Source organism: Arthrobacter sp. NPDC080073 (genome assembly GCF_040686575.1).
In the GTDB taxonomy this organism is placed as follows: Bacteria; Actinomycetota; Actinomycetes; order Actinomycetales; family Micrococcaceae; genus Arthrobacter.
Window position 1 is genome coordinate 347,629 of record NZ_JBFBKR010000002.1, and the last position, 23,996, is coordinate 371,624.

Annotated in this window: 24 protein-coding genes; 19 read left to right on the forward strand and 5 right to left on the reverse strand. The window is 63.2% G+C overall.

The features are described 5' to 3' along the window. Positions 1–4: 4 nt before the first annotated feature. Positions 5–901: a glycosyltransferase gene (locus AB0O52_RS03765; RefSeq protein ID WP_364533536.1), complete on the reverse strand. Its 897-nt coding sequence runs from the start codon at positions 899–901 to the stop codon at positions 5–7. A 213-nt stretch (positions 902–1,114) separates the two neighbouring features. On the opposite strand from AB0O52_RS03765, the gene AB0O52_RS03770 reads away from it, so the two are divergent. The 14 genes from AB0O52_RS03770 (at position 1,115) to AB0O52_RS03835 (ending at position 14,595) form a co-directional block, all read left to right on the forward strand. Beyond that, positions 1,115–2,233, forward strand: coding sequence for an MraY family glycosyltransferase (locus AB0O52_RS03770; protein ID WP_364533539.1), 1,119 nt, complete (start codon positions 1,115–1,117; stop codon positions 2,231–2,233). A 116-nt stretch (positions 2,234–2,349) separates the two neighbouring features. Further along, a complete protein-coding gene (locus AB0O52_RS03775; RefSeq protein WP_364533542.1) occupies positions 2,350–2,838 on the forward strand; it encodes a hypothetical protein in 489 nt (162 codons plus the stop codon). A gap of 25 nt (positions 2,839–2,863) precedes the next feature. Beyond that, positions 2,864–3,163, forward strand: coding sequence for a hypothetical protein (locus AB0O52_RS03780; RefSeq protein ID WP_364533809.1), 300 nt, complete (start codon positions 2,864–2,866; stop codon positions 3,161–3,163). Positions 3,164–3,244: 81 nt separating this feature from the next. Beyond that, positions 3,245–4,045 (forward strand): F0F1 ATP synthase subunit A, encoded by an 801-nt coding sequence (atpB, locus tag AB0O52_RS03785; protein ID WP_364533545.1) that lies wholly within the window; start codon positions 3,245–3,247, stop codon positions 4,043–4,045. 80 nt (positions 4,046–4,125) lie between these two features. Further along, positions 4,126–4,344: an ATP synthase F0 subunit C gene (atpE, locus tag AB0O52_RS03790; RefSeq protein WP_364533548.1), complete on the forward strand. Its 219-nt coding sequence runs from the start codon at positions 4,126–4,128 to the stop codon at positions 4,342–4,344. Positions 4,345–4,398: 54 nt separating this feature from the next. Beyond that, positions 4,399–4,959 (forward strand): F0F1 ATP synthase subunit B, encoded by a 561-nt coding sequence (locus AB0O52_RS03795; RefSeq protein WP_364533551.1) that lies wholly within the window; start codon positions 4,399–4,401, stop codon positions 4,957–4,959. Next, the gene (locus tag AB0O52_RS03800) at positions 4,959–5,786 is read left to right on the forward strand and encodes a F0F1 ATP synthase subunit delta (protein WP_364533554.1); all 828 of its coding nucleotides are present in this window, start codon (positions 4,959–4,961) and stop codon (positions 5,784–5,786) included. Before AB0O52_RS03795 ends, AB0O52_RS03800 begins: the two co-directional genes overlap by 1 nt. Before the next feature lie 83 nt (positions 5,787–5,869). Beyond that, positions 5,870–7,507: a F0F1 ATP synthase subunit alpha gene (gene atpA, locus AB0O52_RS03805; RefSeq protein ID WP_364533812.1), complete on the forward strand. Its 1,638-nt coding sequence runs from the start codon at positions 5,870–5,872 to the stop codon at positions 7,505–7,507. A 93-nt stretch (positions 7,508–7,600) separates the two neighbouring features. Continuing rightward, positions 7,601–8,488, forward strand: a complete 888-nt coding sequence (locus AB0O52_RS03810; protein WP_364533557.1) for a F0F1 ATP synthase subunit gamma — start codon at positions 7,601–7,603, stop codon at positions 8,486–8,488. A gap of 86 nt (positions 8,489–8,574) precedes the next feature. Continuing rightward, complete coding sequence (gene atpD / locus AB0O52_RS03815; protein WP_059387615.1) at positions 8,575–10,029, forward strand: F0F1 ATP synthase subunit beta; 1,455 nt, start codon at positions 8,575–8,577, stop codon at positions 10,027–10,029. Position 10,030: 1 nt separating this feature from the next. Further along, positions 10,031–10,315 (forward strand): F0F1 ATP synthase subunit epsilon, encoded by a 285-nt coding sequence (locus AB0O52_RS03820; RefSeq protein ID WP_059387616.1) that lies wholly within the window; start codon positions 10,031–10,033, stop codon positions 10,313–10,315. Positions 10,316–10,325: 10 nt separating this feature from the next. Beyond that, the gene (locus AB0O52_RS03825) at positions 10,326–10,757 is read left to right on the forward strand and encodes a DUF2550 domain-containing protein (RefSeq protein ID WP_364533561.1); all 432 of its coding nucleotides are present in this window, start codon (positions 10,326–10,328) and stop codon (positions 10,755–10,757) included. 5 nt (positions 10,758–10,762) lie between these two features. Further along, positions 10,763–12,034 (forward strand): alpha/beta hydrolase-fold protein, encoded by a 1,272-nt coding sequence (locus tag AB0O52_RS03830; protein ID WP_364533564.1) that lies wholly within the window; start codon positions 10,763–10,765, stop codon positions 12,032–12,034. A gap of 68 nt (positions 12,035–12,102) precedes the next feature. Further along, complete coding sequence (locus AB0O52_RS03835; protein ID WP_364533815.1) at positions 12,103–14,595, forward strand: DUF2156 domain-containing protein; 2,493 nt, start codon at positions 12,103–12,105, stop codon at positions 14,593–14,595. A gap of 73 nt (positions 14,596–14,668) precedes the next feature. Here AB0O52_RS03835 and AB0O52_RS03840 read toward each other — a convergent pair whose 3' ends face one another. The 3 genes from AB0O52_RS03840 to nucS form a co-directional block, all read right to left on the reverse strand. Continuing rightward, entirely contained in the window at positions 14,669–14,872 is a 204-nt protein-coding gene (locus AB0O52_RS03840; protein ID WP_133204019.1) for a cold-shock protein, read from the reverse strand. 303 nt (positions 14,873–15,175) lie between these two features. Next, positions 15,176–16,423, reverse strand: coding sequence for an N-acetylglucosamine-6-phosphate deacetylase (gene nagA / locus AB0O52_RS03845; protein WP_364533567.1), 1,248 nt, complete (start codon positions 16,421–16,423; stop codon positions 15,176–15,178). Between the two features lie 64 nt (positions 16,424–16,487). Further along, on the reverse strand, positions 16,488–17,183 hold the full coding sequence (nucS, locus tag AB0O52_RS03850; RefSeq protein WP_364533569.1) for an endonuclease NucS: 696 nt from the start codon (positions 17,181–17,183) through the stop codon (positions 16,488–16,490). 69 nt (positions 17,184–17,252) lie between these two features. Between nucS and AB0O52_RS03855 the strand changes: the two genes are divergently transcribed. Further along, positions 17,253–17,585: an ATP/GTP-binding protein gene (locus AB0O52_RS03855; protein WP_364533571.1), complete on the forward strand. Its 333-nt coding sequence runs from the start codon at positions 17,253–17,255 to the stop codon at positions 17,583–17,585. A gap of 149 nt (positions 17,586–17,734) precedes the next feature. Continuing rightward, positions 17,735–18,532: an alpha/beta fold hydrolase gene (locus AB0O52_RS03860; protein ID WP_364533573.1), complete on the forward strand. Its 798-nt coding sequence runs from the start codon at positions 17,735–17,737 to the stop codon at positions 18,530–18,532. 10 nt (positions 18,533–18,542) lie between these two features. Here AB0O52_RS03860 and AB0O52_RS03865 read toward each other — a convergent pair whose 3' ends face one another. Continuing rightward, the gene (locus AB0O52_RS03865) at positions 18,543–19,733 is read right to left on the reverse strand and encodes an AI-2E family transporter (protein ID WP_364533818.1); all 1,191 of its coding nucleotides are present in this window, start codon (positions 19,731–19,733) and stop codon (positions 18,543–18,545) included. Between the two features lie 298 nt (positions 19,734–20,031). Between AB0O52_RS03865 and AB0O52_RS03870 the strand changes: the two genes are divergently transcribed. From AB0O52_RS03870 to AB0O52_RS03880, 3 genes are read left to right on the forward strand one after another with little or no spacing between them, the layout of a single operon-like run. Continuing rightward, complete coding sequence (locus AB0O52_RS03870) at positions 20,032–21,873, forward strand: hypothetical protein (RefSeq protein WP_364533575.1); 1,842 nt, start codon at positions 20,032–20,034, stop codon at positions 21,871–21,873. 36 nt (positions 21,874–21,909) lie between these two features. Then, positions 21,910–22,875 carry a tetratricopeptide repeat protein gene (locus AB0O52_RS03875; protein WP_364533578.1) on the forward strand — a complete coding sequence of 322 codons (966 nt, stop codon included), beginning with the start codon at positions 21,910–21,912 and terminating at the stop codon, positions 22,873–22,875. Further along, a complete protein-coding gene (locus AB0O52_RS03880; protein ID WP_364533581.1) occupies positions 22,875–23,978 on the forward strand; it encodes an NADH:flavin oxidoreductase/NADH oxidase in 1,104 nt (367 codons plus the stop codon). The genes AB0O52_RS03875 and AB0O52_RS03880 overlap by 1 nt, the downstream gene beginning before the upstream one ends. Positions 23,979–23,996: the final 18 nt, after the last annotated feature.

A 23,996-nucleotide genomic window follows, 5' to 3' on the forward strand; every position in this document is an offset into this window, starting at 1 on the left:
GCCTCTAGAACTTCTGGTCTTCCAGCGGGCCGAAGCCCTTGTCCCGCAAACCGGCGGAGAATGCCCGGAACCATTCCGCAAGCCCGCGGAAGTCACCGCGGGGGAGGAAATAGCCCAAGTAGCCTCCGACGTCGGCCACCAACGACTTGCCGCGGCGGTAGCGGCGGATCAAGTAGCCCCGGTTGCGGTAGTAGAAGTAGCGTTTGAACGCTGAATCCGGCACGATCACGTGCCAGCGCGCGCCGAAGACGTGCTTTGTCTCGGAAAACGCGTGCGGGTGGGTGATCCACGCCGTGGCGACCGTGCCGAAGCGGATCCCGGCTTTCCTGAGGCGGATCATGAAGTCGACCTCATCGCCCCGGATGAACAGCCGGATATCCGGCACTCCCACTTTGAAGAAAACGCTGGAACGGATGAGCGCACCGTTGAAGAAGTGCCCGACGTCGGGCAGGAACCCCGCCTTCTCGACTTCAGCGCGCTCGTGGGTCACTTTGCCGTCAATCCGGAAGAAGAAGGAGAGCTTGTCCGGGTGGCCGGGGGCCACGACAAGCGGCACGACCGCATCCAGTCCGCGGGCCTCCGCCTCTCGAACCAGGGTTTCGAGACAAGTGGGATCGGCGGGTTCGGCGTCATCGTCCATGATCCAGACCCATTCGGCGCCGCTGGCCACTGCCTTGAGGATCGCAAGGGCGAAGCCCCCCGCGCCGCCCAAGTTCGCCTCCGAGCGCACGTAGTCCACCTTTGGATGGCTTGACGCAAGCTCCCGCGAAGGGGTGGTTCCGCTGTCCACGAGGCAAATGGTGTCCACGGGCATGGACTGCTTGTTAATGGCGTCGAGCAGGACTGCTAGCTCTCCGGGGCGGTCGAAGGTGACGGCCGCTACGGCAACGGAGACAGGCATGTAGGGTTCCTTCCGGGCAGTCGCGGGGAGGGTCCTCCCGGCTCGCCCTAGGGGTGCGTGAAACGGAGCAAAGCCGCCGTTGCCGCTAGTATCTTGACAGAGTCCAACTGTAGTACAGCAATATTCGGCGGTGCGCAGAGGTGTTGCAGGTGTTGTGCCGGCAGCTAGTCGCCAGGGACAGAATCCACCACCATCGCCAACAGGAGCCGCCACGTGATCATGTATTCGCTCATGATGCTCACGGCTGCCGTCGTGTCGTACCTCGCTACGTGGGTAGCCCGCCAGATGGGTAACAAACTTCGGCTTTTTGCCCCCATCCGCAGCCGGGATATGCACTCGGTGCCGATTTCCCGACTCGGCGGCCTGGGCCTTTTCGCCGGCTTTGCCGTAGCCCTCGTGGTAGCCAGCAATTCGTTCTTCGTGAAGGACATCTTCCACGGGAACGGTGCGCCGTGGGGAATCCTCGCAGGTGCCCTGGTGATTGTCGCGGTCGGTGTTGCCGACGACATGATGGACATCCGCTGGTGGGTCAAGCTGATCGGCCAATGCACGGCGGCTACGATCGTTGCGGTCTGGGGCGTGCAGATGTCCGTGGTTCCCTTTGTTCCGGAGCCCATACGGATCGAGGCGGAGCCGCTGCGGGTCGTCCTGACTGCCCTCGCCATTGTGACCACCATGAACGCAGTCAATTTCATCGATGGCCTCGATGGCCTGGCAGCCGGTGTCGCCGCGATCGGCGGGGTTGCGTTCTTCCTGACGGCGTATTGGGTCCACCGCAATGCAACCCTGACGGACCGCTCTGACCTGGCCGCGCTGCTGATGGCCATCATCGTGGGTTGTTGCATCGGATTCCTGCCGCATAACTGGTTCCCGGCCAAAATCTTCATGGGCGATTCCGGTGCCATGCTTTTGGGCCTCGTGATGGCCTCGGCCGGTGTGGTGTCCACGGGCCAGATCAGTTCAGGACTTTACGACCGCGCCAATGGTATTCCGACCATCGTGCCCATCCTGCTGCCGTTCGCGATTCTCTCGCTGCCGTTGCTGGACCTCGGCCTGGCGGTATTGCGGCGAACAGCACGCGGCCAATCGCCCTGGTCGGCTGACCGTGGACACTTGCACCACAAGCTCATCGAGCTCGGCCACACTCACCGCACAGCAGTGCTCATGATGTATGTGTGGACCTGCATCCTGGCGTTTGGAGGCCTGGCGTTTGCCATCTTCCCTTGGCAGATGGTCCTCACGGTCGACATCGTGGCCGCGCTGATCATGGCCGGCGTGACAGCCTGGCCGTACTTCGTCCGAAAAGGGCGCCGCCCAGTAGACGGTGTGTGACGAGGCGTTAACATCACAGTTCTATCTCATGTAGAATTCTAGGGCGGACAGTCACTCGCCCGCGCACCCACCCTTTTTGAGACTTTGGCATTTTTGCCACGACGATTGGCATCCCCATGACCTCCAACGCCGGCGGACAACAGTCCGACTCGAGCGGCGTTGCTGCCCCGCGCTCCGCGTCTTCGCTGTGGCTGCGGCTCCTTTTCCTCAGCTCGACGACGGCGGTGGCTGCTCTCGCGGCGACATCGGCAGTTGCGGTGGTCATGAATGGTGGCGTAGGAGTGCTTTCTGCCGCACTCGGCGGGGCGATCGTAATGGCATTTTTTGCCATCAGCCTCCTGATCGGCCATTTTGTCGGCCGGGATAATCCCTCCGGTGCGGTCGGCCTTTTTGTCGCCAGCTACTTTGTCAAGGTCGTCGGCTTCGCGGTGGTGCTGTTCGTCCTGGGCGCCCCAGCATGGCTGCACGGACGCTGGTTCGTGATCGGCGCCGTCGTCACGGTTATCTCATGGCAAGCCGCCGAAATCTACGGCTTCAGCAAAGCCCGGCTCCAGATCTACAACGACCCCGCAGCAGGCAAAGGGAGCGACGATGTTCACTCCTAGGAACAAGCGACGCTCCGCCACGCCCATTGCCGCAAAACCCGGCGATTCCACTGAGCAGGATAGCGACGGAAGCGACGGCGGATACAACGCCGGCATCGCCGTCTTCAGCTACATTGTTGGCGGAATCATAGTCTGGAGTTTGATAGGCTGGGGTCTGGATAATCTGTGGGGGACTCGCTGGATTGTGCTCCTTGGCGCTCTGCTTGGAGCCGCAGGAGGGTTCTATCTTTCCCATATGCACGGCCTCACCAGTCATCGCTCGTCTTCCGGTGAGAGCAAAGCAGACAGTGGTCCGTCCCAGGACGGAAACAGTAATGCCAAATAATTTCACACGGGAAATGGCTGCAGGAAACGCGGCCGGATCCTCAACAACGCCCAATGATGGACACTGCAGAGAGGAAACGCGTTGATCGCGCTTGCGCTCCCGGCCCAGGATTCAGGGACCTTCACTCCTCCCGGAATCGACCAAATGCACCTGCCGGCTATCCTGCCGTGGGGTGCGAGCGATGGCTTCTCCAAGCAGATGCTGCTGGTGATCCTGTCGGTCGTCCTTATCGCTTCATTCTTCCTCGCCGCTGCACGCAAGCAGCAGCTGGTTCCCGGCAAGTTGCAGTTCGCAGGCGAGATGGCCTACGGCTTCGTCCGCAACAGCATCGCCAAGGACATTATCGGCGGCCGCGACTTCATGAAGTACGTACCGCTCCTGTTCACGTTGTTCTTCTTCATCTTGGTGAACAACATCTACGGCGCCATTCCCGTGATCCAGCTTCCGAGCTTCTCGCACGTCGGCGGGGCCTATGTGCTGGCCGCAGTTGTATACGTCACCTGGATCGGCATCGGCATCAAGAAGAACGGCTTGAAGTACTTCAAGCTGGCCACGGTTCCTTCAGGCGTCCCGTGGTTCATCCTGCCGATCGTCGTACCGATCGAAATCATCTCCAACTTCCTGGTCCGGCCGGTAACGCACAGCCTCCGTCTCTTCGCGACCATGATGGCCGGACACCTCATTGTCATGATTGCCGGCTCGGGTATCGAGTTCCTCGTCATGCAGGAAAACGTCCTTCTCAAGGGCGCGTCCGTGCTCGTGCTCGTTGGCGCCATCGCCATGTACATGCTCGAAGCGCTGATCATGGTGCTGCAGGCATACGTCTTCACCCTTCTGACTGCGATCTACATCGAAGGCGCACTCCACGCCGACAGCCACTAGGCACAACCTCAATCTTCCCCTTCGGGGGTTGAAGCAAACCAAACAACCTGCCGCGACTGCGGCATCTTGAAAGGAATACAATGAACGGCAACATCAACGGCTCCCTCAACCTCATTGGCTACGGTCTCTCCGCCATCGGCGGTGGTATCGGTGTGGGTCTCGTATTTGCTGCTTACATCAACGGTGTTGCACGTCAGCCGGAAGCCCAGCGCGTGCTCCAGCCGATCGCGTTCCTTGGTCTGGCTCTTACTGAAGCCCTCGCCATCCTCGGCCTGGTCTTCGCTTTCGTTCTCAAGTAAACCGCTCAGAACCAAGCGAACATTCAGAACCGAGTAGATAAGGACGGGTGAAATATGAATCAGCAGATCATCTCAGCCGCCGCTCAAGACGCTGCCGAGTCGGCGAATCCGCTCCTTCCCAACCCGTGGGAAATGGGCGTGGTCTTCGCCGGCTTCGTGGTCCTCTTGTACATCGTGGTCAAGTTTGTTGTCCCGATGTTCGAGAAGACCTTCGCGGAGCGCGCAGAGGCGATTGAGGGTGGCATTGCCAAGGCTGAAAAGGCCCAGGCTGAAGCTTCTGCAGCTCTCGAAGAGTACAAGCAGCAGCTCCACGACGCCCGCGCCGAGGCCAACCGCATCCGCGAAGAAGCTCGAGCCGAAGGTGCCCAGATCCTCGCGGAGCTGAAGACCAAGGCAGCAGCCGAGTCGGCACGCATCACCGAGCAGGCGTACGCCCAGATCGAATCCGAGCGCCAGGCAGCTGTTGTCTCCCTGCGTTCCGAGGTGGGCACGCTGGCCACGACTTTGGCAGAGCGCATCGTTGGCGAATCGCTCAGCGATGACGAGCGTGCCGCCCGCGTGGTGGACCGCTTCCTGGCAGATCTGGAGACCCAGAGCGCAGGTGCAGCTAAGTAATGGCAGGTGTATCGAGCGAATCGCTGACGAAGGCGCTGGAGCAGTTGGAAGCCACGCTTCCGACGGCCTCGCTGCAGTTGGCTAAGGACCTCTTCGGAATCCTGGGAACGGTGGACAGCTCGGCTGGCTTGCGCCGCGCCCTGACTGACCCCTCCCGCAGCGGAGAAGAAAAGTCGGCGCTGGTCAAGCAGCTGGTTGGCGGGAAAGTCTCCGCTGATGCTGCGGAAATCGCAAGTGGATTGGCCGGCTTGCGCTGGGCATCTGCACGCGATATCGGCGATGCACTCGAGACTCTTGCCGCCACGGTGGTCATCGCCGTGGCTGAAAACAAGTCGGCCGTTTCTGCCTCCGGAATCACGGGGCTGGAAGAGCTGGAAAACGATCTGTTTGCTTTCAACCAGGCCGTTGCTTCCAGCCACGAGGTACAACGTGCTCTGGGAGAGTCGCAGGCAAGTGCTGCGGCCAAGATCAGCCTGGCGGAGAAGTTGGTTCCTGGCGCAAGCCCGGAAGCCCAGCTCCTCATCGGCCAGGCCGTGTCGCAGCCGCGCGGCGTCAAGCCGAGCAAGCTCATCGACAATTTCGCCAAGCTTGCAGCCAAGCGCCAGCAACGCTGGATCGCAACTGTCCGCGTTACCCGTCCGTTGACGGATGCGCAGGCCAGCCGTCTGCAGGCCGGGCTTGATGCCCTCTACGGCCGCGAGTTGAAGGTCAACGTCAGCGTTGATCCGACTCTGATCGGTGGAATCCGGGTCCAGGTGGCGGACGAAGTGCTTGACGCTTCCGTCGTAGCCCGCCTGTCCGAACTCCGCCGGCAACTCGCTGGCTAGCCAGACAAGCACAACTTAACTGATACAAACACCGGTCATCGTGAGCAACGATGATCACGAAAACAGGAGAGCAGGGACTGCAGATGGCCGAATTGACCATCAACGCCGACGACGTCCGTAATGCGTTGAACGAGTTCGCGGCGTCCTACGAACCCGGAAACGCAGAGCGCGTAGAGGTCGGCCGCGTGACCGCCGCAAGTGACGGCATCGCCCGTGTTGAGGGCCTTCCCTCGGTCATGGCGAACGAGCTGCTTCGCTTCGAAGACGGCACCCTGGGCTTGGCCCAGAACCTCGACGTCCGCGAAATCGGCGTCATCATCCTCGGTGACTTCACCGGTATCGAAGAAGGTCAGGAAGTCCACCGCACCGGTGAAATCCTGTCCGTCCCGGTAGGCGACGCCTTCCTGGGCCGCGTAGTTGACCCGCTGGGCCAGCCCATCGATGACCTCGGCGAGATCAAGGCCGAGACCACCCGTGCACTGGAACTCCAGGCTCCGGGCGTGACCCAGCGCAAGTCGGTGCACGAGCCCATGCAGACCGGTCTCAAGGCGATCGACGCCATGATTCCGATCGGCCGAGGCCAGCGCCAGCTGATCATCGGTGACCGCCAGACCGGCAAGACCGCCATCGCCGTGGACACGATCATCAACCAGAAGGCCAACTGGGCCTCGGGCGATGTCACGAAGCAGGTGCGCTGCGTTTATGTCGGTGTCGGCCAGAAGGCTTCCACCATTGCCGCTGTCCGCCAGACCCTGGAAGACCACGGCGCGCTGGAATACACCACCATCGTGGCTTCCCCCGCATCCGACCCCGCCGGCTTCAAGTACCTGGCTCCGTACGCCGGCTCGGCCATCGGCCAGCACTGGATGTACGGCGGCAAGCACGTACTGGTGATCTTCGATGACCTGTCGAAGCAGGCCGAAGCCTACCGTGCAGTGTCGCTGCTGCTCCGCCGCCCGCCGGGACGCGAAGCGTACCCGGGTGACGTTTTCTACTTGCACTCCCGTCTGCTGGAGCGTTGTGCCAAGCTCTCCGACGAGCTGGGCGCAGGCTCGATGACCGGTCTTCCGATCGTCGAAACCAAGGCGAACGACGTCTCGGCCTACATCCCGACCAACGTCATCTCCATCACCGACGGTCAGATCTTCCTGCAGTCGGACCTCTTCAACGCCAACCAGCGCCCCGCTGTTGATGTCGGTGTGTCCGTGTCCCGTGTTGGTGGTTCGGCACAGGTCAAGTCGATGAAGAAGGTCTCCGGTACCTTGAAGCTGGACCTGGCGCAGTACCGCGACATGCAGGCGTTCGCGATGTTCGCGTCCGACCTCGACGCGGCTTCCCGCCAGCAGCTGACCCGTGGCGCCCGCCTGATGGAACTGCTCAAGCAGGGCCAGTACTCGCCGTTCCCGGTCGAGGACCAGGTTGTGTCCATCTGGGCCGGTACGAAGGGCTACCTGGACGATGTTCCGGTTGAGGATGTCAGCCGCTTCGAGTCCGAATTCCTGGAGCACCTCAAGCACAAGTCCTCCATCCTGACCACGCTGGCGCAGACCAACGTCCTGGACGACGACACCGCTGAAGCGTTGAAGTCTTCGATCATCGACTTCAAGAAGGGCTTCTTCGGAGAAGGCGACAACCGCTTGGTTGGTGCCGGCCACGAAGAGCACGAACCGATTTCCGGTGGCGAAGTCGACCAGGAAAAGATCGTCAAGCAGAAGCGCTAGAGCATTGGTTCCCGGGCCTGCGGAATCCGCGGGCCCGGGGCCTTCGCCAAAGCCTTAGCCGCTGATCCATCGGGATCTTAGGAAAGGAAATGTATGGGAGCCCAGATCCGGGTCTACCGCCAGAAGATCAGCTCGACGACGTCGATGCGCAAGATCTTCAAGGCGATGGAACTGATCGCTACCTCGCGCATCGGTAAGGCCCGCGCCCGCGTTGCAGCTTCGACGCCCTACGCAAACGCGATTACCCGTGCTGTTTCTGCTGTCGCAAGCCAGAGCGAAATCGATCACCCGCTAGTCACCGAGCCGGAGCAGATCCGCCGTGCCGCAGTCCTGGTTATCACCTCGGACCGTGGCCTGGCTGGTTCCTACTCCGCAAGCGTGCTCAAGAAGGCCGAAGGTCTCAACGAGCTTCTCCGGGCAGAGGGCAAGGAAGTCAAGACCTACCTGGTGGGCCGCAAGGCCCAGGCGTACTTCGACTTCCGCAGCCGTCCGTACTCCCGCGTGTGGACCGGCGGAACGGACGCTCCGGAATTCGAGACTGCCAAGGAAATCGGCGCCGCTCTTCTCGAAGAGTTCGCCAACGACTTCGCTGAGGGTGGCGTGGATGAAATCCACGTCGTTTACACCCGCTTCAAGTCGATGGTGACGCAGGAGCCCACGATTGTCCGTCTGCTGCCGCTCGAAGTTGAAGAGCAAGCAGTCAGTGAGTCCGAGCTTTTGCCGCTGTACGAGTTCGAACCGGAGTCGGAGCAGGTGCTCGACGCACTGCTTCCGCGTTACATCGAATCCCGCATCTTCGCGGCAATGCTGCAGGCAGCAGCTTCCGAGCTCGCCGCCCGCCAGCGCGCCATGAAGTCGGCAGGCGACAACGCGACCGAATTGATCAAGAAGTACACGCGTCTGCGCAACACGGCCCGCCAGGCTGAGATCACGCAGGAGCTTTCCGAAATCGTGGCCGGCGCCGACGCCCTGAGCGCGTAGTTGCCGGTGCACGGTTCGGCGCAAGCTGCACCTGCACCAAATAGATAAACTTAACCCCACGCCATCTACTGAGTGAAGTGAGAGAGATGACTGCCACCGCTACCGAGCACGCAGCCGCAACGGCCGGCGCCACCGGCCGCATTGCCCGCGTCATCGGCCCGGTTGTCGACGTCGAATTTCCGGCTGACGCAATCCCGTCGATCTACAACGCACTCACCACCGAGGTAACCCTCAACGGTGAGACCAAGACCATCACGTTCGAGACCTCCCAGCACCTGGGTGACAACCTCGTCCGTGCCATCTCCCTGCAGGCCACCGACGGACTCGTCCGCGGCACCTCCGTGCAGGACTCCGGCTCCCCGATCTCCGTGCCTGTCGGCGACGGCGTCAAGGGCCACATCTTCAACGTCCTCGGCAAGCCGCTGGACGTTGACGAGTCCGAGATCAACGCGGACGCGTACTGGCCGATCCACCGCAAGGCTCCGGCCTTCGCCTCCCTCGAGGGCTCCACGGAGATGCTCGAGACCGGCATCAAGGTCATCGACCTCCTCACCCCGTACATCAAGGGTGGAAAGATCGGTCTGTTCGGTGGTGCCGGTGTCGGCAAGACCGTTCTGATCCAGGAAATGATCACCCGTGTCGCCCGTAACTTCGGTGGTACTTCGGTATTCGCCGGTGTTGGCGAGCGTACTCGTGAAGGCAACGACCTCTGGGTTGAAATGGAAGAGGCAGGCGTCCTCAAGGACACCGCACTTGTATTCGGCCAGATGGATGAACCGCCGGGAACGCGTCTGCGCGTGGCCCTGTCCGCTCTCACCATGGCGGAATACTTCCGCGATGTGCAGAACCAGGACGTGCTGCTCTTCATCGACAACATCTTCCGCTTCACCCAGGCCGGTTCCGAGGTCTCCACCCTGCTCGGCCGCATGCCGTCCGCAGTTGGTTACCAGCCGAACCTCGCCGACGAGATGGGCCTCCTGCAGGAGCGCATCACCTCGACCAAGGGCCACTCGATCACGTCGATGCAGGCCATCTACGTGCCTGCTGATGACTACACCGACCCGGCTCCGGCAACGACCTTCGCACACCTCGACGCGACCACGGAACTTTCCCGTGAAATCGCCTCCCGTGGTCTGTACCCGGCCGTTGACCCGCTGACGTCGACGTCGCGCATCCTGGACCCGCAGTACATCGGCAAGGACCACTACAACACGGCCGTCCGTGTGAAGCAGATCCTGCAGAAGAACAAGGAACTCCAGGACATCATCGCCATCCTCGGCGTTGACGAACTGTCCGAAGAAGACAAGATCGTCGTGTCGCGTGCACGCCGCATCCAGCAGTTCCTGTCGCAGAACACCTACACCGCCAAGCAGTTCACCGGCGTCGAAGGCTCCACCGTATCCATCAAGGACACCGTGGAAGGCTTCACGGCGATTTGCGACGGCGAGCTGGACCACATCGCAGAGCAGGCGTTCTTCAACGTCGGCGGCCTGGATGACGTCGAGCGCCAGTGGGCCAAGATCCAGGAACAGACCAAGTAGTATGGCTGAGCTCGAGGTTGAGATTGTCGCAGCGGACCACTTCGTGTGGTCCGGTGCGGCCAAGATGGTCAAGGCCCGCACCAGCGATGGTGAAATCGGGATCCTGCCGGGCCACTCGCCGCTCCTCGCCATTCTGGCCGCGGGCGAGCTGGCCATCGAGCCGGTTACCGGAGACCGCCTTGCAGTAGTTGTGGACGGCGGGTTCTTCTCCGTCGACAACAACCGCGTGGTGATCGTCGCTGACAACGCCCAGCTGGGCGATTCAGCTACTGCGGGGATCCGATAGCAAGACCTTGATGGACGATTCTGCTATTCCGTTCATCGCCTTGGCAACGGCGTTTGCGTTGCTGATCTTTACACTGTGCCTCGTCGGGGTGCGCCGCTTCAATTTGCGGCGCGCCCTGGGCACGGTCGACGCCTCCATTTGCACGGCTGGAAACAGCTGGCGGATGGGGGTTTGTCGTTATCAGGACTCGGAGCTCGAGTGGTTCCGTCTGCTTTCCCTCAGCTTCCGTCCAAGACACAGCTTCCGCCGCAGTTCCTTGGAGCTCCTGGGCCGCCGGAAGCCAACGGAGGAAGAACGGACGAGGCTTCAGCCCGACGTCGTGGTTGTCGAACTCCAGCACGAAGGCCAGTCGTTCATGCTGGCAATGAGATTTGATGCCTACGCGGGGTTGTCGTCCTGGTTGGAAGCCGGCCCTGTGGTGGGCGTCGGCACCTGGCGCTGAAGACAGTGGAATTCCCGTACAACCTGAGCCTGGTTGATGGTCCGTTCTATTGGACCGTCCTTGGCTTTGGAATTGCCGGGAGTGCATTCCTTCTCCTTCGACGAGACCGGCGCTGGGCGGTTTCCATACTTGTTTCGCTGGCCGTGGCGAGTGGGGTTGTCTGGGTCATCCATTGGCTGCTGGTCAACGTCCTGACGGTGTTCCCGGAGGATCTCCCCTTCGAAGTCCTCGTTTGGTCGACAGTTGCCTTCTCCGCGTTGGCCCTCTTCTTTTTCAGGCTCCCTGGCTCCTCGTGGCGCGGCAGGAGCGCCGCAGGGGTCTCCTTCTTCGCCGTGCTGCTCCTCTCCGCTGTCCAGATCAACAGCTACTTCGGGCTCAACCACACGGCGGCCGATCTCTTCGGCCACAATGTAGGACGGATTCCGCATCTTGAGGAGGGGCTCAAAAGGGGTTTTTCGGGGGCCCTGCCGGCGTCATTGCCTGAGGGGGGAATAGTCCGCAGGGCATCTATTCCCGGAATCGAATCCGGTTTCAAGGCCCAGGACGCATTCATTTACCTGCCACCGGCCTACCAAACCACTGACCGCAGCCAACTACCCGTGCTGGTCCTGTTTGCCGGCCAGCCCGGACGTCCCGCCGATTGGCTGACCGGCGGCCTGCTTGAACCGGCGATGAATACCTTCGCCGCCCGGCACGGAGGCGTGGCTCCCGTCGTCGTGGTGGTCGATCCAAACGGGTCCGACACAGCAAACACGATGTGCATGGACAGCCGGATCGCACGTGCCGACACCTACCTCGCGGTCGATGTTCCGCGTTGGATCAACTCGACGCTCGAGGTGTCCGCCGACCCCAGGAAGTGGACGGTCGGCGGGTTCTCCTTCGGAGCAACCTGTGCCGTGCAGATGACCATGCTGAATCCCGAAATCTACCCCTCCTTCATCGCGTTCTCGGGAGAGCGGGAGCCTTCACTTGGTCCTGATCGCCAGCGGACCATCCAGACCGCATTTGGCGGGGACTCCGCGGCCTTCGACGCCCTGACACCGCTGAACCTGATGAAACAGCGAGGCTACCACGGGCATGCAGGCTTCTTCGCCGTCGGGGCCGCAGACGGCGAGTTCGTCCGCTATGCCACCGAATTGGCGGCAGCGGCCCGGAATTCCGGCTTCGATATCAGGCATGCTTCAGTTTCCGGAGCCGGCCATTCGTGGGCTGTGGCCGTGCAAGAGCTTCCCGCCGCAATGGAGTTCCTGGCCCCCCGGTGGGGACTCGTCCCGTGAGTACCCAGGAAGCCCAATTGTCCAAGGAGCAGGCGGCTGACTCCGAAAATGCCAGGCCCGCCCGGAAGATGGCGGCAACCCTTGCCCGGGCCATCCTGGGCAACGTAGCTGCCCATATTGGCGCCATCCCTTTCACGGTGTTTGTGCTCGCGCTGTACCTTCTCACTCCGGCGATCTTCGACTCCGATCTGGGGTATGGCCCTGACGCATTGCGGCATCTTTCGAGCGTGAGCGGTGGCGGATTGAAGTCGGGGGACTGGTGGTCCATCTGGACCTCGATGTTTTTTGCCGCCAACCCTTTCGACTACGTCGTCACCTCGTTGTTGTTGGTCGTGTTGTTGGGATCCTCAGAGCGCAAGCTGGGGTGGTTCCGCGCAGCGGCGGGTTTCCTTGGCGGGCAGTTTGCCACGGTGACCGCCTTTTTGTTGGTAGTCCAGTTGGCAGCCTATGCCGACGACGGCTGGCTGGGAAGGATGATGGACGCCAGGACGTCCGGGCCCCTTCCCGCGACCCTTTTCGTCTCGATGGCGGCCAGTGGCCTTCTGCCGACTCTGTGGCGTCGGCGCCTCAGGGCGATTGTTGTGTCCCTGGCGCTTCTCCTGGTCCTGTACGTTGGCGACCCCTCGGCTGTCATGGCCCTGACCGGTGCCGTGCTCGGACTTGGGACCGGTCTGTGGCTGCAGCTCGACCACGGCGTTCAACCGAGCCACCGGGCGACCAGGCGCGAAACACGAAACCTCCTGTCGCTCATGGTGGCGATTTTCGGCGTCGGGCCCTTAGTGGCTGGCGCGGTGCGGAGCCCCGCGGGGCCGCTCGCGTTGCTCCGCGAGATGGTCCTGAACCCTGTCCCGACGCTCAACCAATTGCAGGCGAACTGCGGTGGAACCGTGGACATCCGTTGCCTTGAACTCGGACGCCAGGGTTATCCCGGGCCCGCCGGCGTCGCCCTCGCGGTGGTACCCGCGTTGCTTCTCTTGATCTGTGCGGTGGGCATGCGCCAGGGAAGGCGCCTGGCCCTGAAAATCGCCATCGGCGTGCAACTCGGCGTGGTGGCGCTGTCCTTCGCCTACCTGGTGCTGTTTGCCAGCATTCCGCATTTTCCAGGACGAGGCCGCACCGTCGTCATGGGCTCAGCGGTGTTCCACATTCTGACCCTCGCCCTGGTTCCCCTTATCCTGGCGGTTCTGCTTTTCCTGTTCAGGGGCAACTTTGTGGTGGGTTCGAGGGCGCCGCTCCGCCGGAAGATGGCGTGGCTGGTTGGCAGTACGTGGCTCATCTTGGCGAGCGCCTACACCGGAGCGTGGCTCGGCTCGGGCGGCATGGCGCACGACGGCGGCATCCTGGGACTCGTTGCGGAACTCGCCAGACAGTACCTTCCCTTGCCCATACCCACAGCATTCGGTCGCGTGTTCGCGGACCGAAGCGCCGCCGAGTCAATACTGTTCGCGTGGTCGGGGATCATCTTCTGGCTCGTGGCCCTGGCAGCGGTGTGGACGCTGCTTCTCAAACGGCAGCACGGCCCCGGCGGTGACGATCCGGCCCGCTTGGCGGCCAGGGACTTGGTCAAGCGCGGCGGGGAGTCCCTGTCGTGGATGGCGTTATGGGAGCCGAACAAGTTCTGGTTCACTCCAGGAATGGACGCCGGAATTGCCTACCAGCAGCACGGAAACGTCGCACTGACCCTTGCCGGTCCGTTCGGTGATCCCGTACAAGCCACTGCCGCGACCGAGGGATTCCTTGACTACTGCGCACAGCATGCATTGGTGCCGTGCCTCTATTCCTGCACAGACGAATTGTGGCCGATGCTGCAATCCACGGGATTTCGCCGCATCGCGGTCGCCCAGGAAACCCGGCTCGCCATCCGCGACCTCGAGTTCACGGGCAAAGCGTGGCAAAACGTGCGCACAGCCAAGAACCGTGCACTGAAGGCCGGGGTTGAAGCCCGGTGGGGCCGCTATTCGGAGTTCCCGCAACACGTACGCTCCCAACTCGGCGAAGTGTCGGAAGAGTGGGCCGCCAGGAAAAAGGTGCCGGAAATGGGCTTTACCTTGGGTTCCCTCGACGAGCTGATGGACGATGAAGTGCTTTGCTGCATAGCCGTCGACGGCAAAGGGTTTGTCTATGGGGTCACTAGTTGGCTACCGGTGTTTCGTGACGGCCAAGTGATCAGCTGGACATTGGACTTCATGCGCCGGCGAAGCGACGCTTTCCCCGGCCTCATGGAATTCATGATTGCCTCGGCGGTCCACGAGTTGCGGCAGGGAGTGGAAGTCATTTCCCTCTCGGGCTCGCCTTTGGCCGGGGAGACCGAGGAATTCTCCAGCGGGGAAGCCGGCCTGGCGGGCATTCTCGACCTCGTTGGCAGGACCTTGGAGCCTGTTTACGGATTCCGCTCTTTGGCCCGCTTCAAATCGAGGTTCCAGCCGGAGTACAGGACTTTGTATATGTACTACCAAGACAGTCTGGAGATTCCCGCGATCGGCGCTGCGCTAAGCCGGGCATATTTGCCGGGGCTGTCCGTCCGGCAAACTGCGCGGCTTCTCCGCACACTCGTTGCCTGAAAGGTAAAAGGGGTCCCGCACCCGGTGCGGAACCCCTTTCCTGAATCTGCCAGGCAGAATTCAAACAGTCAAACTAGATGGCGGTTACGCCGGTGGCCTGCGGGCCCTTTGCGCCCTGACCGATCTCGAACTGAACACGCTGGTTCTCGTCGAGGGTGCGGAATCCGCCGGTCTGGATCTCGGAGTAGTGGACAAAGACGTCGCCTTCTGCGTCGTCCGGAGTAATGAAGCCGAAGCCCTTTTCAGCGTTGAACCACTTGACGGTGCCCAGTGCCATTTTTGTTTCTCCTCATTGTGGAACTTTTAAGTCCGGCACACCGCGTGCCGGCCTTGGTTACTCCGCGAGAAGACCTGGTTTTCCGTCCAAGCAAGGCCTGGTTGGCTTCGCAGGAGCTTCACGCTCGCAACACGTCTTGCGAGCATGAATCACACCTACACAAAGACTGCTACAACACTTTCATGGCGGATACTGGAGGTCAACGGTCTGCCGGGGAATTCCGACAAATTTTAAGTAAAAAGAAGGTAACGGAAGAAAGCGCGCCCGCCACGGGATGCGCCATTGGGAGCCTGCAAATTCGGCTTAGGCGAGCCAATCCCCATTGCGCAATACCCCCGCGAGTTGGAGGTCTTTGTCCACGACGACGAGATCGGCCCGCAGACCCCGGCGAAGGCCGCCAAGTTCATCGGAAAGCCCCAGGACCGCGGCGGGAACCGCCGTCGCCGACGCAACGGCGTCGGCGAGCCCGACACCGGCCGCAACCGTGCGCCTGACGACGTCGAGCAGGGTGGCGGTGCCGCCGGCGATGGACCCCGTCGCATCCAGGGTAGCGACGCCGTCCGTCACGGTCACAGGGGATGGCCCCAGCATGTAGTTTCCGTCGGAGAGTCCCGCTGCCGCCATTGAATCGGTCACGAGGACAACGTTTGCGCCGCCTACCAGTTGAAAAACGGTTGCGACGGTGCTCGGGTCAAGGTGGGTGCCGTCCGCAATCAGTTCCACGACGGCCTTGCCTTCCTGGGCGGTGCGCAGGGAAGCGGCCACGGGGCCGGGGGAGCGGTGGTGCATCGGAGGCATGCCATTGAACAAGTGCGTCACAGTCGGCAAGGAGCTGACGCCGTCGAAACCAGCGGATTCCAGGCCCTCCCGCGCCGCGGTGAGCGAGGCGGCCGCGGTCGCGTCGTCGCAATCCGTGTGGCCGAGAGAGGGCGTTACTCCGTGGAACGTCATGAGATCCACGAGTGCCGCGGCGCCGGGAAGTTCGGGGGCGTAGGTCATGGTGGCGAGCTTGCCGGCAGCAGCTTCAACCAGCTCGCTCATGAGGTCCAGGTCCGGCTCCAGCAGATAGGCAGGGTTCTGGGCGCCGCAGCGCGCGTGGGAGAGGAAAGGCCCCTCCAGGTGGATCCCGGCTACGAGTCCTTCATCGGCCAGGCGTACGAAAAGCTCGATGCCACGGAGCAGGTCCTCCCGCGGCGCCGTGACCATGCTGGCGAGGAGGGTGGTGGTTCCGGAGCGGTGCAGGAAATCGATGGCTTTGCGAGCCGAGGATTCATCGGCTCCGGGAAAGTCTCCTCCGTTGCCGCCATGGCAGTGCACGTCCACGAATCCGGGGACAAGGTACCGCTCGGCAGGGAAATCGGTACGGGGGGTCTCCTCGAACCCTTCGAAGGCTGCTTCGTGGAATTCGGCGGCCGGACCGGCGAAGGCGATGCGGTCGTCCTCCACCGCGACCAGGCCATCATCGATCACCGCACCGTCGCTGACGATGGTTCCGGTAATCAAATGGCGCACAGGCGCAGAAGAAGATACAGGCCGGTCTGGGACAGTCATGCTTTGATTCTAGTTGCCGGGGCCCGCGCCTGACCCGGTTTACCCGGGATGACGGCCAGCACGCCTAGAACAAGCGCGACTCGCTGTCGTCCACCCCGCGCATCGCGTCGTAGTCCAGGGTGATGCAGTCGATTCCGCGGTCGTTGGCAAGGACCTTCGCCTGCGGCTTGATCTGCTGTGCGGCGAAGATTCCCCGCACCGGGGCCAGCAGTGGATCGCGGTTGAGCAGTTCAAGGTAGCGCGTGAGCTGCTCGACGCCGTCGATGTCGCCGCGCCGCTTGAGTTCTACGGCGACTGTCCTGCCCTCGCCGTCCCGGGCGAGGATATCCACCGGACCGATGGCAGTGAAGTACTCGCGCCGGATGAGCGAATAGCCGGCACCAAGGGTTTCGATCTGTTCGGCGAGCAGTCGCTGCAGATCGGCTTCGACGCCGTCCTTGATGAGCCCGGGGTCCGTGCCGAGGTCGTGGGACGTGTCGTGGAGTTGCTCGTAGATGTTGATGATGAGCCGGTCATCGGTCTTGGCCGACTGCACGGTCCATTGCTCCACCACTCCTTCTTCGACCTCCGTCTCCTCCGGCGTGGTCACCCGCAAGGTAGCGGGCGGGCTCATCCAGTTAAGCGGCTTGTAGGAGCCGCCGTCGGAGTGGACCAGCACGGAACCATCGGATTTGACGAGCAAAAGCCGGGTGGCAAGCGGGAGGTGGGCCTTGAGGCGGCCAACGTAATCTACGGAACAACGGGCTATGACGAGTCGCACCCGCCCCACTTTACTTCCTCCGCCGCTTCACCTGCCGCGCGCAACCAGCGACTGGGGCAGAATAGAGTCATGCCCCGCTCCAACCGCCCCCGACGCAGCGAATCAGCCAAGGCAAGCTGGAAACGGACAGGCGAGTCGCCGGAACTTGACCTGGAACGTGCCCGTTCGGGCATTGCCCGCAGGGAAAGCGCCCCCGACGGCGAATGGATGGTCCGGACCATGACGGCACGCAATGCCGAGAAGACCTATATATGTCCCGGTTGTTCGATGGCCATCATGCCTGGAATCGCCCACTTGGTGGTGTGGTCCGAGACGCACCTCTTCGGCGATGCCGCGGGGTTGGCGGAACGCCGCCACTGGCACAACAACTGCTGGACAGGCCGAACCTACAGGTACCGCTAAGCACTTTCAGACGGCCCGCTGAATCTCCCCAGCTTTGGTCGGGGCGGCCCCCGGAATAGCCGGAAAGACGGGAGTCCGGGCTGCGGCAGCGTCCAAAAGCGGGGAAACCACGACGACGGCCCCGCCGCCGAGCACTTAGGCTTGGAAGCATGAATTTCGATCCTGCTTCCCTCGTTTTCAGCCAGCCGGAGTCTGCCACGGACATCAGGGCGTCCACGGTATTGCCGGCGCACCGCGAAAACGTGGAGTTCCGCACCGAAGACGGCAAGTTGCTTGTGGGTGAGCTGGCGCTGCCGGAGTCCGGCGGGATCTCGGCCACGCTCATTACGCTGCACCCCTTGCCTACGCACGGCGGATTCATGGACTCGCACGTCTACCGTAAGGCGTCCTACCGGCTTCCGGCACTGGCCGGCGTCGCTGTCCTGCGCTTCAATACGCGGGGAACGCACTCGCCCCGGGGTACCAGCCAGGGGCACTTCGACGAGGGAATCGGTGAGCGGTATGACGTCGAGGCGGCTGTCCGCTTCGCCGTGGAACGCGGGCTTCCGAACCGCTGGCTGGTGGGCTGGTCCTTCGGCACCGAACTGGCCTTGATGTATGGGGCCGTTGAGCCGGTGGCTTCCCAAGTGGAGGGCGCCGTCCTGCTGTCTCCGCCGCTGCACCGGGCCACGGACGTGCACTTGAAGGAATGGGCTGCTTCGGGAAAGCCGTTGACAGTCCTGGTTCCGGAACACGACGACTATCTCCAGCCCGCCGAGGCCGCCGAACGATTCAGCCTGGTGCCGCAGGCCCGGGTCGTGGGGATCGACGGAGCCAAGCACCTGTGGGTCGGCGAGAAGTACGCGGCCCGGGTCCTGGACGAGATCGTGGACGACGTGACGGAAGCCGGTGCAGGGCCCGATGGCCTGCCGCGCCGCTGGACGGGTCCAGTAGCCACGGCATCCTAGGCCCCACGGCCTAGTGGCGGTCCTGCCGGGCGATGAAGACTTCCTTGAGCAGCAGCATGATGGCTGCCGCCGTCGGGATGGCGATCAAGGCGCCGAGCACGCCCAGCAGGCTGCCGCCCGCGATCACCGAAATCACGGCAACAGCACCGGGGACGGCGACGGCCTTCTGCATGATGCGCGGGGAGATAAAGTAGGCCTCGAACTGCAGATAGGCGAAGTAGGAGACGGCGTAGATCACGGCAGTCTGCCAGCCGGCGGTGAGGGCTACCAGGATGACCACCACAGCGGCAATCAAGCCTCCCACCAAGGGGATGAACGCAAGCAGGGCAACCACGAAAGCCAGCAGGACGCTGAACGGAATGCCCAGGATGCTCATGACGATGAATGCGAACAACGCGTTGAGCAGGGCAACACAGACCTGGCCGATCACATAGTTGCCCACCGAGCGCGTGATCTCCTCGGACAACGCCTCCACCCGGGGCCTGCGTGAGCGTGGTGCGAGCCGGTAGCCCCATCTCTTCATGGCAGGCAGGGCGCCGAGGAAGTAGAGGCTGAGGACCAGGACGATCAGCGTCCCGAAGAGCCCGTTGGCCACCGTGGATCCGAAACCGACGACGCCGCCGAAAATACCGCCCATGGCGTCGGGGTTCTTGACGAACTTGTCCAGTTCCTGGCTGATCTTGTCGCGGACACCGAATTGGCTGTCCAGGGAGCGGAAGAAATCCGAATCCACGAAGCCCCGGATCCAGTCCGGAGCCTGCCGGACGATCTGCGAGACCTGTTCCACGATGGTGGGGATGAGGGTGGCGAAAAACGCCGCCACTCCGGCAACGAGGACTCCGACGGCGATGACGACGCCGGCAGGGCGCGGCACCTTGCGGTCTTCGAGCCAGCGGACCACGGGATCCAGCCCCAAGGCGATGAACAGGGCCGTAACGATCCACAACAGCAGTTGGACGGTGCTGGTGCCGATGTAATACAGCATGAGGGCGACGCCGACGCCGGCAGTGCCCATGAAGCCGACATACAGGGGATGTTGCGCGGACATCCTGGGGCCGGGGGAACCGAAGCGCGGACCGTCGGATTCATCCTCGGCAGGCTCGAAGGTTGCATCGTGCTCAAGTTCCGGAGGCATTTCGAAACGGACCCGCGGTTGGGCGCCGGGGATGGGCTGGCGGAGGCGGCGCACGAAGGACGCCATGAGGCCCTCGCCGTGATCCTTGCCGTCCCGGGCAGGCCCGCCGGCCAAGCCATCCAGGCTGGACTCCGGTGCTTGTTCGGCGGGAGTGGGATCCTTGCGCTCTTTCACGTGTTCAGCTGCCTTTTCGTTCCGCGGTCAGGCTCCAGGAGTGCCCGATGTCATGTTGTTCGCCACACTATCAGCAGGCCGGAATTGGCGAATTCTAGAGGGTAAGCCGTGCCGCCGGAAGCCCTTCGGGAGGGCCCCGAACTGACTCCTTGGTAACAAAACCGTTACCCTTGAAGTTCAACGACCGCTGATGATTGGTATTCCTGTGCGATTGAAGACTGCAGTTTCGCTGGTGCTGCTTGGCCTGCTGACACTGTTGGCCGGCATTGGCCAGCTGACCTTTTGGGCCCCGGCCGAGACCGTGACCGCGTCCGCCCCCGGAGACTCCAAAGCCGCTCCGCTGACCGTGATCACCCAAGACGTGTTGACCCACGCGGGTGGTCCCAGACAAATCAGCATCAAGGGCGATGGCAAGTTCGTGTTGGCTGTCGGACGTCCGGATGACGTCGACGCGTGGGTAGGCAAGACCGCGCACAACAGCATCACCGGCGTCTCCGGGGACGGCAAGTCCCTCCAGGTTGCCAGCACCGACGGCGAAGCAACCGCTCCGTCGCCTGCCGGGTCGGATCTGTGGGTGCAGACGGAGAACGCCAACGGACAGTTGGACTACACCTTTACCCCTCCCGCGAGCGGCAACTGGTCCCTCCTTCTGGCCAGCGACGGAACCAAGCCTGCGCCGTCGTCGCTCTCCATGACGTTCGCCAATGATGCCACCATGCCGTGGGCCGTCCCGCTCATTGTCATTGGCGCGATCCTCATTGTCGCCGGTGCGGCGTTGCCGTTCATCAGCAAGTTCACCCGGGGCAGGGGCTCCCGCCCGAACGGTCCGCGGGAGGGCGGGAACATTGAAACCGGCCCGGAGACCGCCGGCGAAGGCACCGCCAAGGAGGAAGGGACCGCCAAGGAGACCGGCAAAGACATCATCGGCGGGGACGCACCCGCCGAGGACAGCAAAAAGGGCACAGCGGGCGGTCCCGCACTTCGTATTTCGCTTGTAGCCGCAGCTGTTGTGACGGGCCTCGTCGGCGGGACCGCGGCAGGCGCCCAAGCGGCCGAGACTCCTTCTCCTTCGGGATCCGCGACTTCTCCTTCCGGATCCGCGACGGGATCCGCGACGGCGAGCCCTGCGGGCACTGCCGGTGCGCAGACCGTCCCCGTCCTGGTGGACGCGCAGCTCAAGCGCATCCTGGACCAGGTCGCAGGCGCAGTGGCGGCAGGAGATGCGGCACGTGACGCCTCCAAACTCGCTCCCAGGGTTGACGGCACGGAACTGCAGGTGCGCACCCAGAACTACAAGATCCGGTCCCAGGTTGCCACGCACGAAGCGCGGATGCCCGTCCGGGCCAGCAAATTGCTGGGCAGCGTCATCTCCACCCAGCGAACCTGGCCACGCACAGTAATCGCCTTGACCCAAGGCGATGGCAACGTGGTTCCCCAGGTCCTGACTCTCGTGCAGGCCTCGCCGAGGGAGAACTACAAGCTGAAGAGCACTTCGCCGCTTCAGCCCGGAACGTCCTTCCCGGCGATTCCCCTGGGCGGAACCGCGCAGCTGGCGGCCGGGGACAAGTCCGGGCTGCAGTACAGCGGGACCGAGGCGATGGCAGCCCTGGGCGATCGCTTGACCAAGGCCGATTCTGCGTTCAAGGACAAGCTCGTGGAAGGCACAAATTCGCCCTACATTGCCGATGTCCTGGACTACCAGTCGAGCACCGTCAAGTCCGGCACCAACGGCAATTTCACGTTCACGCACACGCCCTCTCCGGCGGATACGGCAGTGTTCCGGACCTCCGACGGCGGTGCCGTGGTGGTGGGAAAGCTGGACTTCGCCTTCACCAGCAAGCCCAAGGCTGACGGCGACACGCTGACCGTGGACAAAGCCGCGGCTGTACTCGCGGGCGGGGACTCCACGAAGGTCGGCCTCGTGCAGACCTTCTCGGAGTCGGTGGCTATTTACGTCCCACCGGCAGGCTCGACTGCTCCCATGAAACTCGTTGCCGCGGTCCGCGGCCTGGTGGGAGCCAGCTTCCAGTAGGCAAATACTGTTGGCGCAGCGGCTAGAGTGGACGGTATGAGTTCGCCAGGATCCCGTCCCGTCTCTCCAGCCGCTGCCAGCCAGCTCAACCTGCGCGGCGCCGTCGACCTCTCTGCATTGCGGCGCCCTGCGCCGGCGGCACCCAACGGTGCCCCGGCTGCCTCCGGCGCAAGCCCCGGAAGCAGCCAACCCCTTCGCGTGGATGCCAGCGAGGCCAATTTCCAGGACCTCGTCCAGCTGTCCGCACAGATTCCCGTCCTGTTCCTTTTGTGGTCCAACCGCTCCTTGGAGGCTTCAACCCTCCTCCACAGCCTTGAAGGCGTGGTGGAAAGCTACGCCGGCAAAGTCGTGCTGGCCGCAGCGGATGTTGATGCGTTCCCGCAGCTTGCGCAGGCATTCCAGGTGCAGGCCATCCCCACCGCCGTTGCGGTCTTGAAAGGCCAGCCCGTGCCGCTCTTCGAGGGGCCTGCTACGGACCAGGAAATCCGCAGCCTCATCGACGAACTCCTCAAGGTGGCCGAAGCCAACGGAGTAACGGGCAGTATCGGTGCTGGCGCCGCTGGTGCGCAGGCCCGTCCCTTGCCGCCGCTGCACCAGGCAGCCTTCGATGCCATTGAAGCCGGGGACTACGCCGCTGCGGCCACGGCCTTCCGCCAGGCGCTGGCCGAGAAACCGGCTGATGCCGAAGCGAAGGCCGGACTCGCCCAAGTGGAACTGATGGGCAGGCTTGAGCGCCTGACGGCAACGGAAGCCGAAGCCATGCGTCAGCGGGCGGCGGAGGAGCCGGACAACATCGAAGTACAGCTCACGGTGGCCGACCTCGACATCTCGGGTGGGCACATCGAGGACGCGTTCAACCGCATCATCGCGTTCATTGGCCGCAACTTCGGTCCGGAGCGTGAGACGGCGCGCGTGCGCCTGCTGGAACTGTTCGACGTCGTCGGCATTTCGGACCAACGTGTGGCCAAGGCCCGGCAAGGTCTGGCGCGGGTCCTCTTCTGATGGCGCAACCGGCGTTGTTCAGCCCGCTTCAGTTACGCTCCTTGACGTTGCCGCATCGTGGCTGGGTTTCCCCGATGTGCCAGTACAGCTGCTCGCCCGACGGCGGGGGCGGCGTACCCAACGATTGGCACCTGGTGCATCTTGGAGCGTTTGCGACGGGCGGCGCCGCCCTCATCCTCACCGAGGCCTCGGCCGTCAGCCCCGAGGGGCGGATCAGCCCGCGGGACGCCGGACTGTACACGGACGAGCAGGCGGCCGCCTGGGAGCGGATTGTGGACTTCGTCCACCGCAACAGTGCCGTGGGCGGCAAGATCGGCGTCCAGCTGGCGCACGCCGGCCGCAAGGCTTCCACCTACTGGCCCTTCGCGGAAGAGAGCGGATCCGTAGCGGAGTCCGACGGCGGGTGGATTGCACGGGGTCCCGGGGATGAGGCGTTCGCCGGGCTTGCACGGCCTGTTGCCATGAGCGAAGCCGACATCCAGACCGTGATTTCGGATTTCGCGGCGGCAGCCACACGGGCCGTGGACGCCGGGTTCGACACGATGGAGATCCACGGCGCGCACGGCTACCTCCTGCACGAGTTCCAAAGCCCCCTGGTCAACAAGCGCGACGATTCCTGGGGAGGCAGCGAAACCGGCCGAAACCGCTTGATGCTTGCGGTCATCGACGCCGTCCGTGCTGTCATCCCGGATTCGATGCCGTTGTTGCTACGGATTTCCGCGACTGATTGGGCCGAAGGCGGCGTGGACATTGACGCCTCCGTGCGCCTCGCGCGGGCGGCGTCCGAGCACGGCGTGGACTTGGTGGACGTCTCGAGCGGTGGCGCCGTGGCCCACCAACGGATCAACGCCGGGCCTGGATACCAGACCGGATTCTCGGAGAAGATCCGGCGCGAAGCGGGGGTTCCCACCGGGGCAGTCGGCTTCCTGACATCCCCAGGGCAGGCCGAACACACGGTGGCCACGGGCCAAGCCGACGGCGTATTCATGGCACGGGCAGCGCTTCGCGATCCGCACTGGTGGCTTCGGGCGGCTTTCGAACTCGGCTTCCCCTTGGACTGGGCGCCGCAGTATCAGCGCGCGATTCCCCGGCACAGCTTCTAGGAGCTAGTCCTTTGGGAT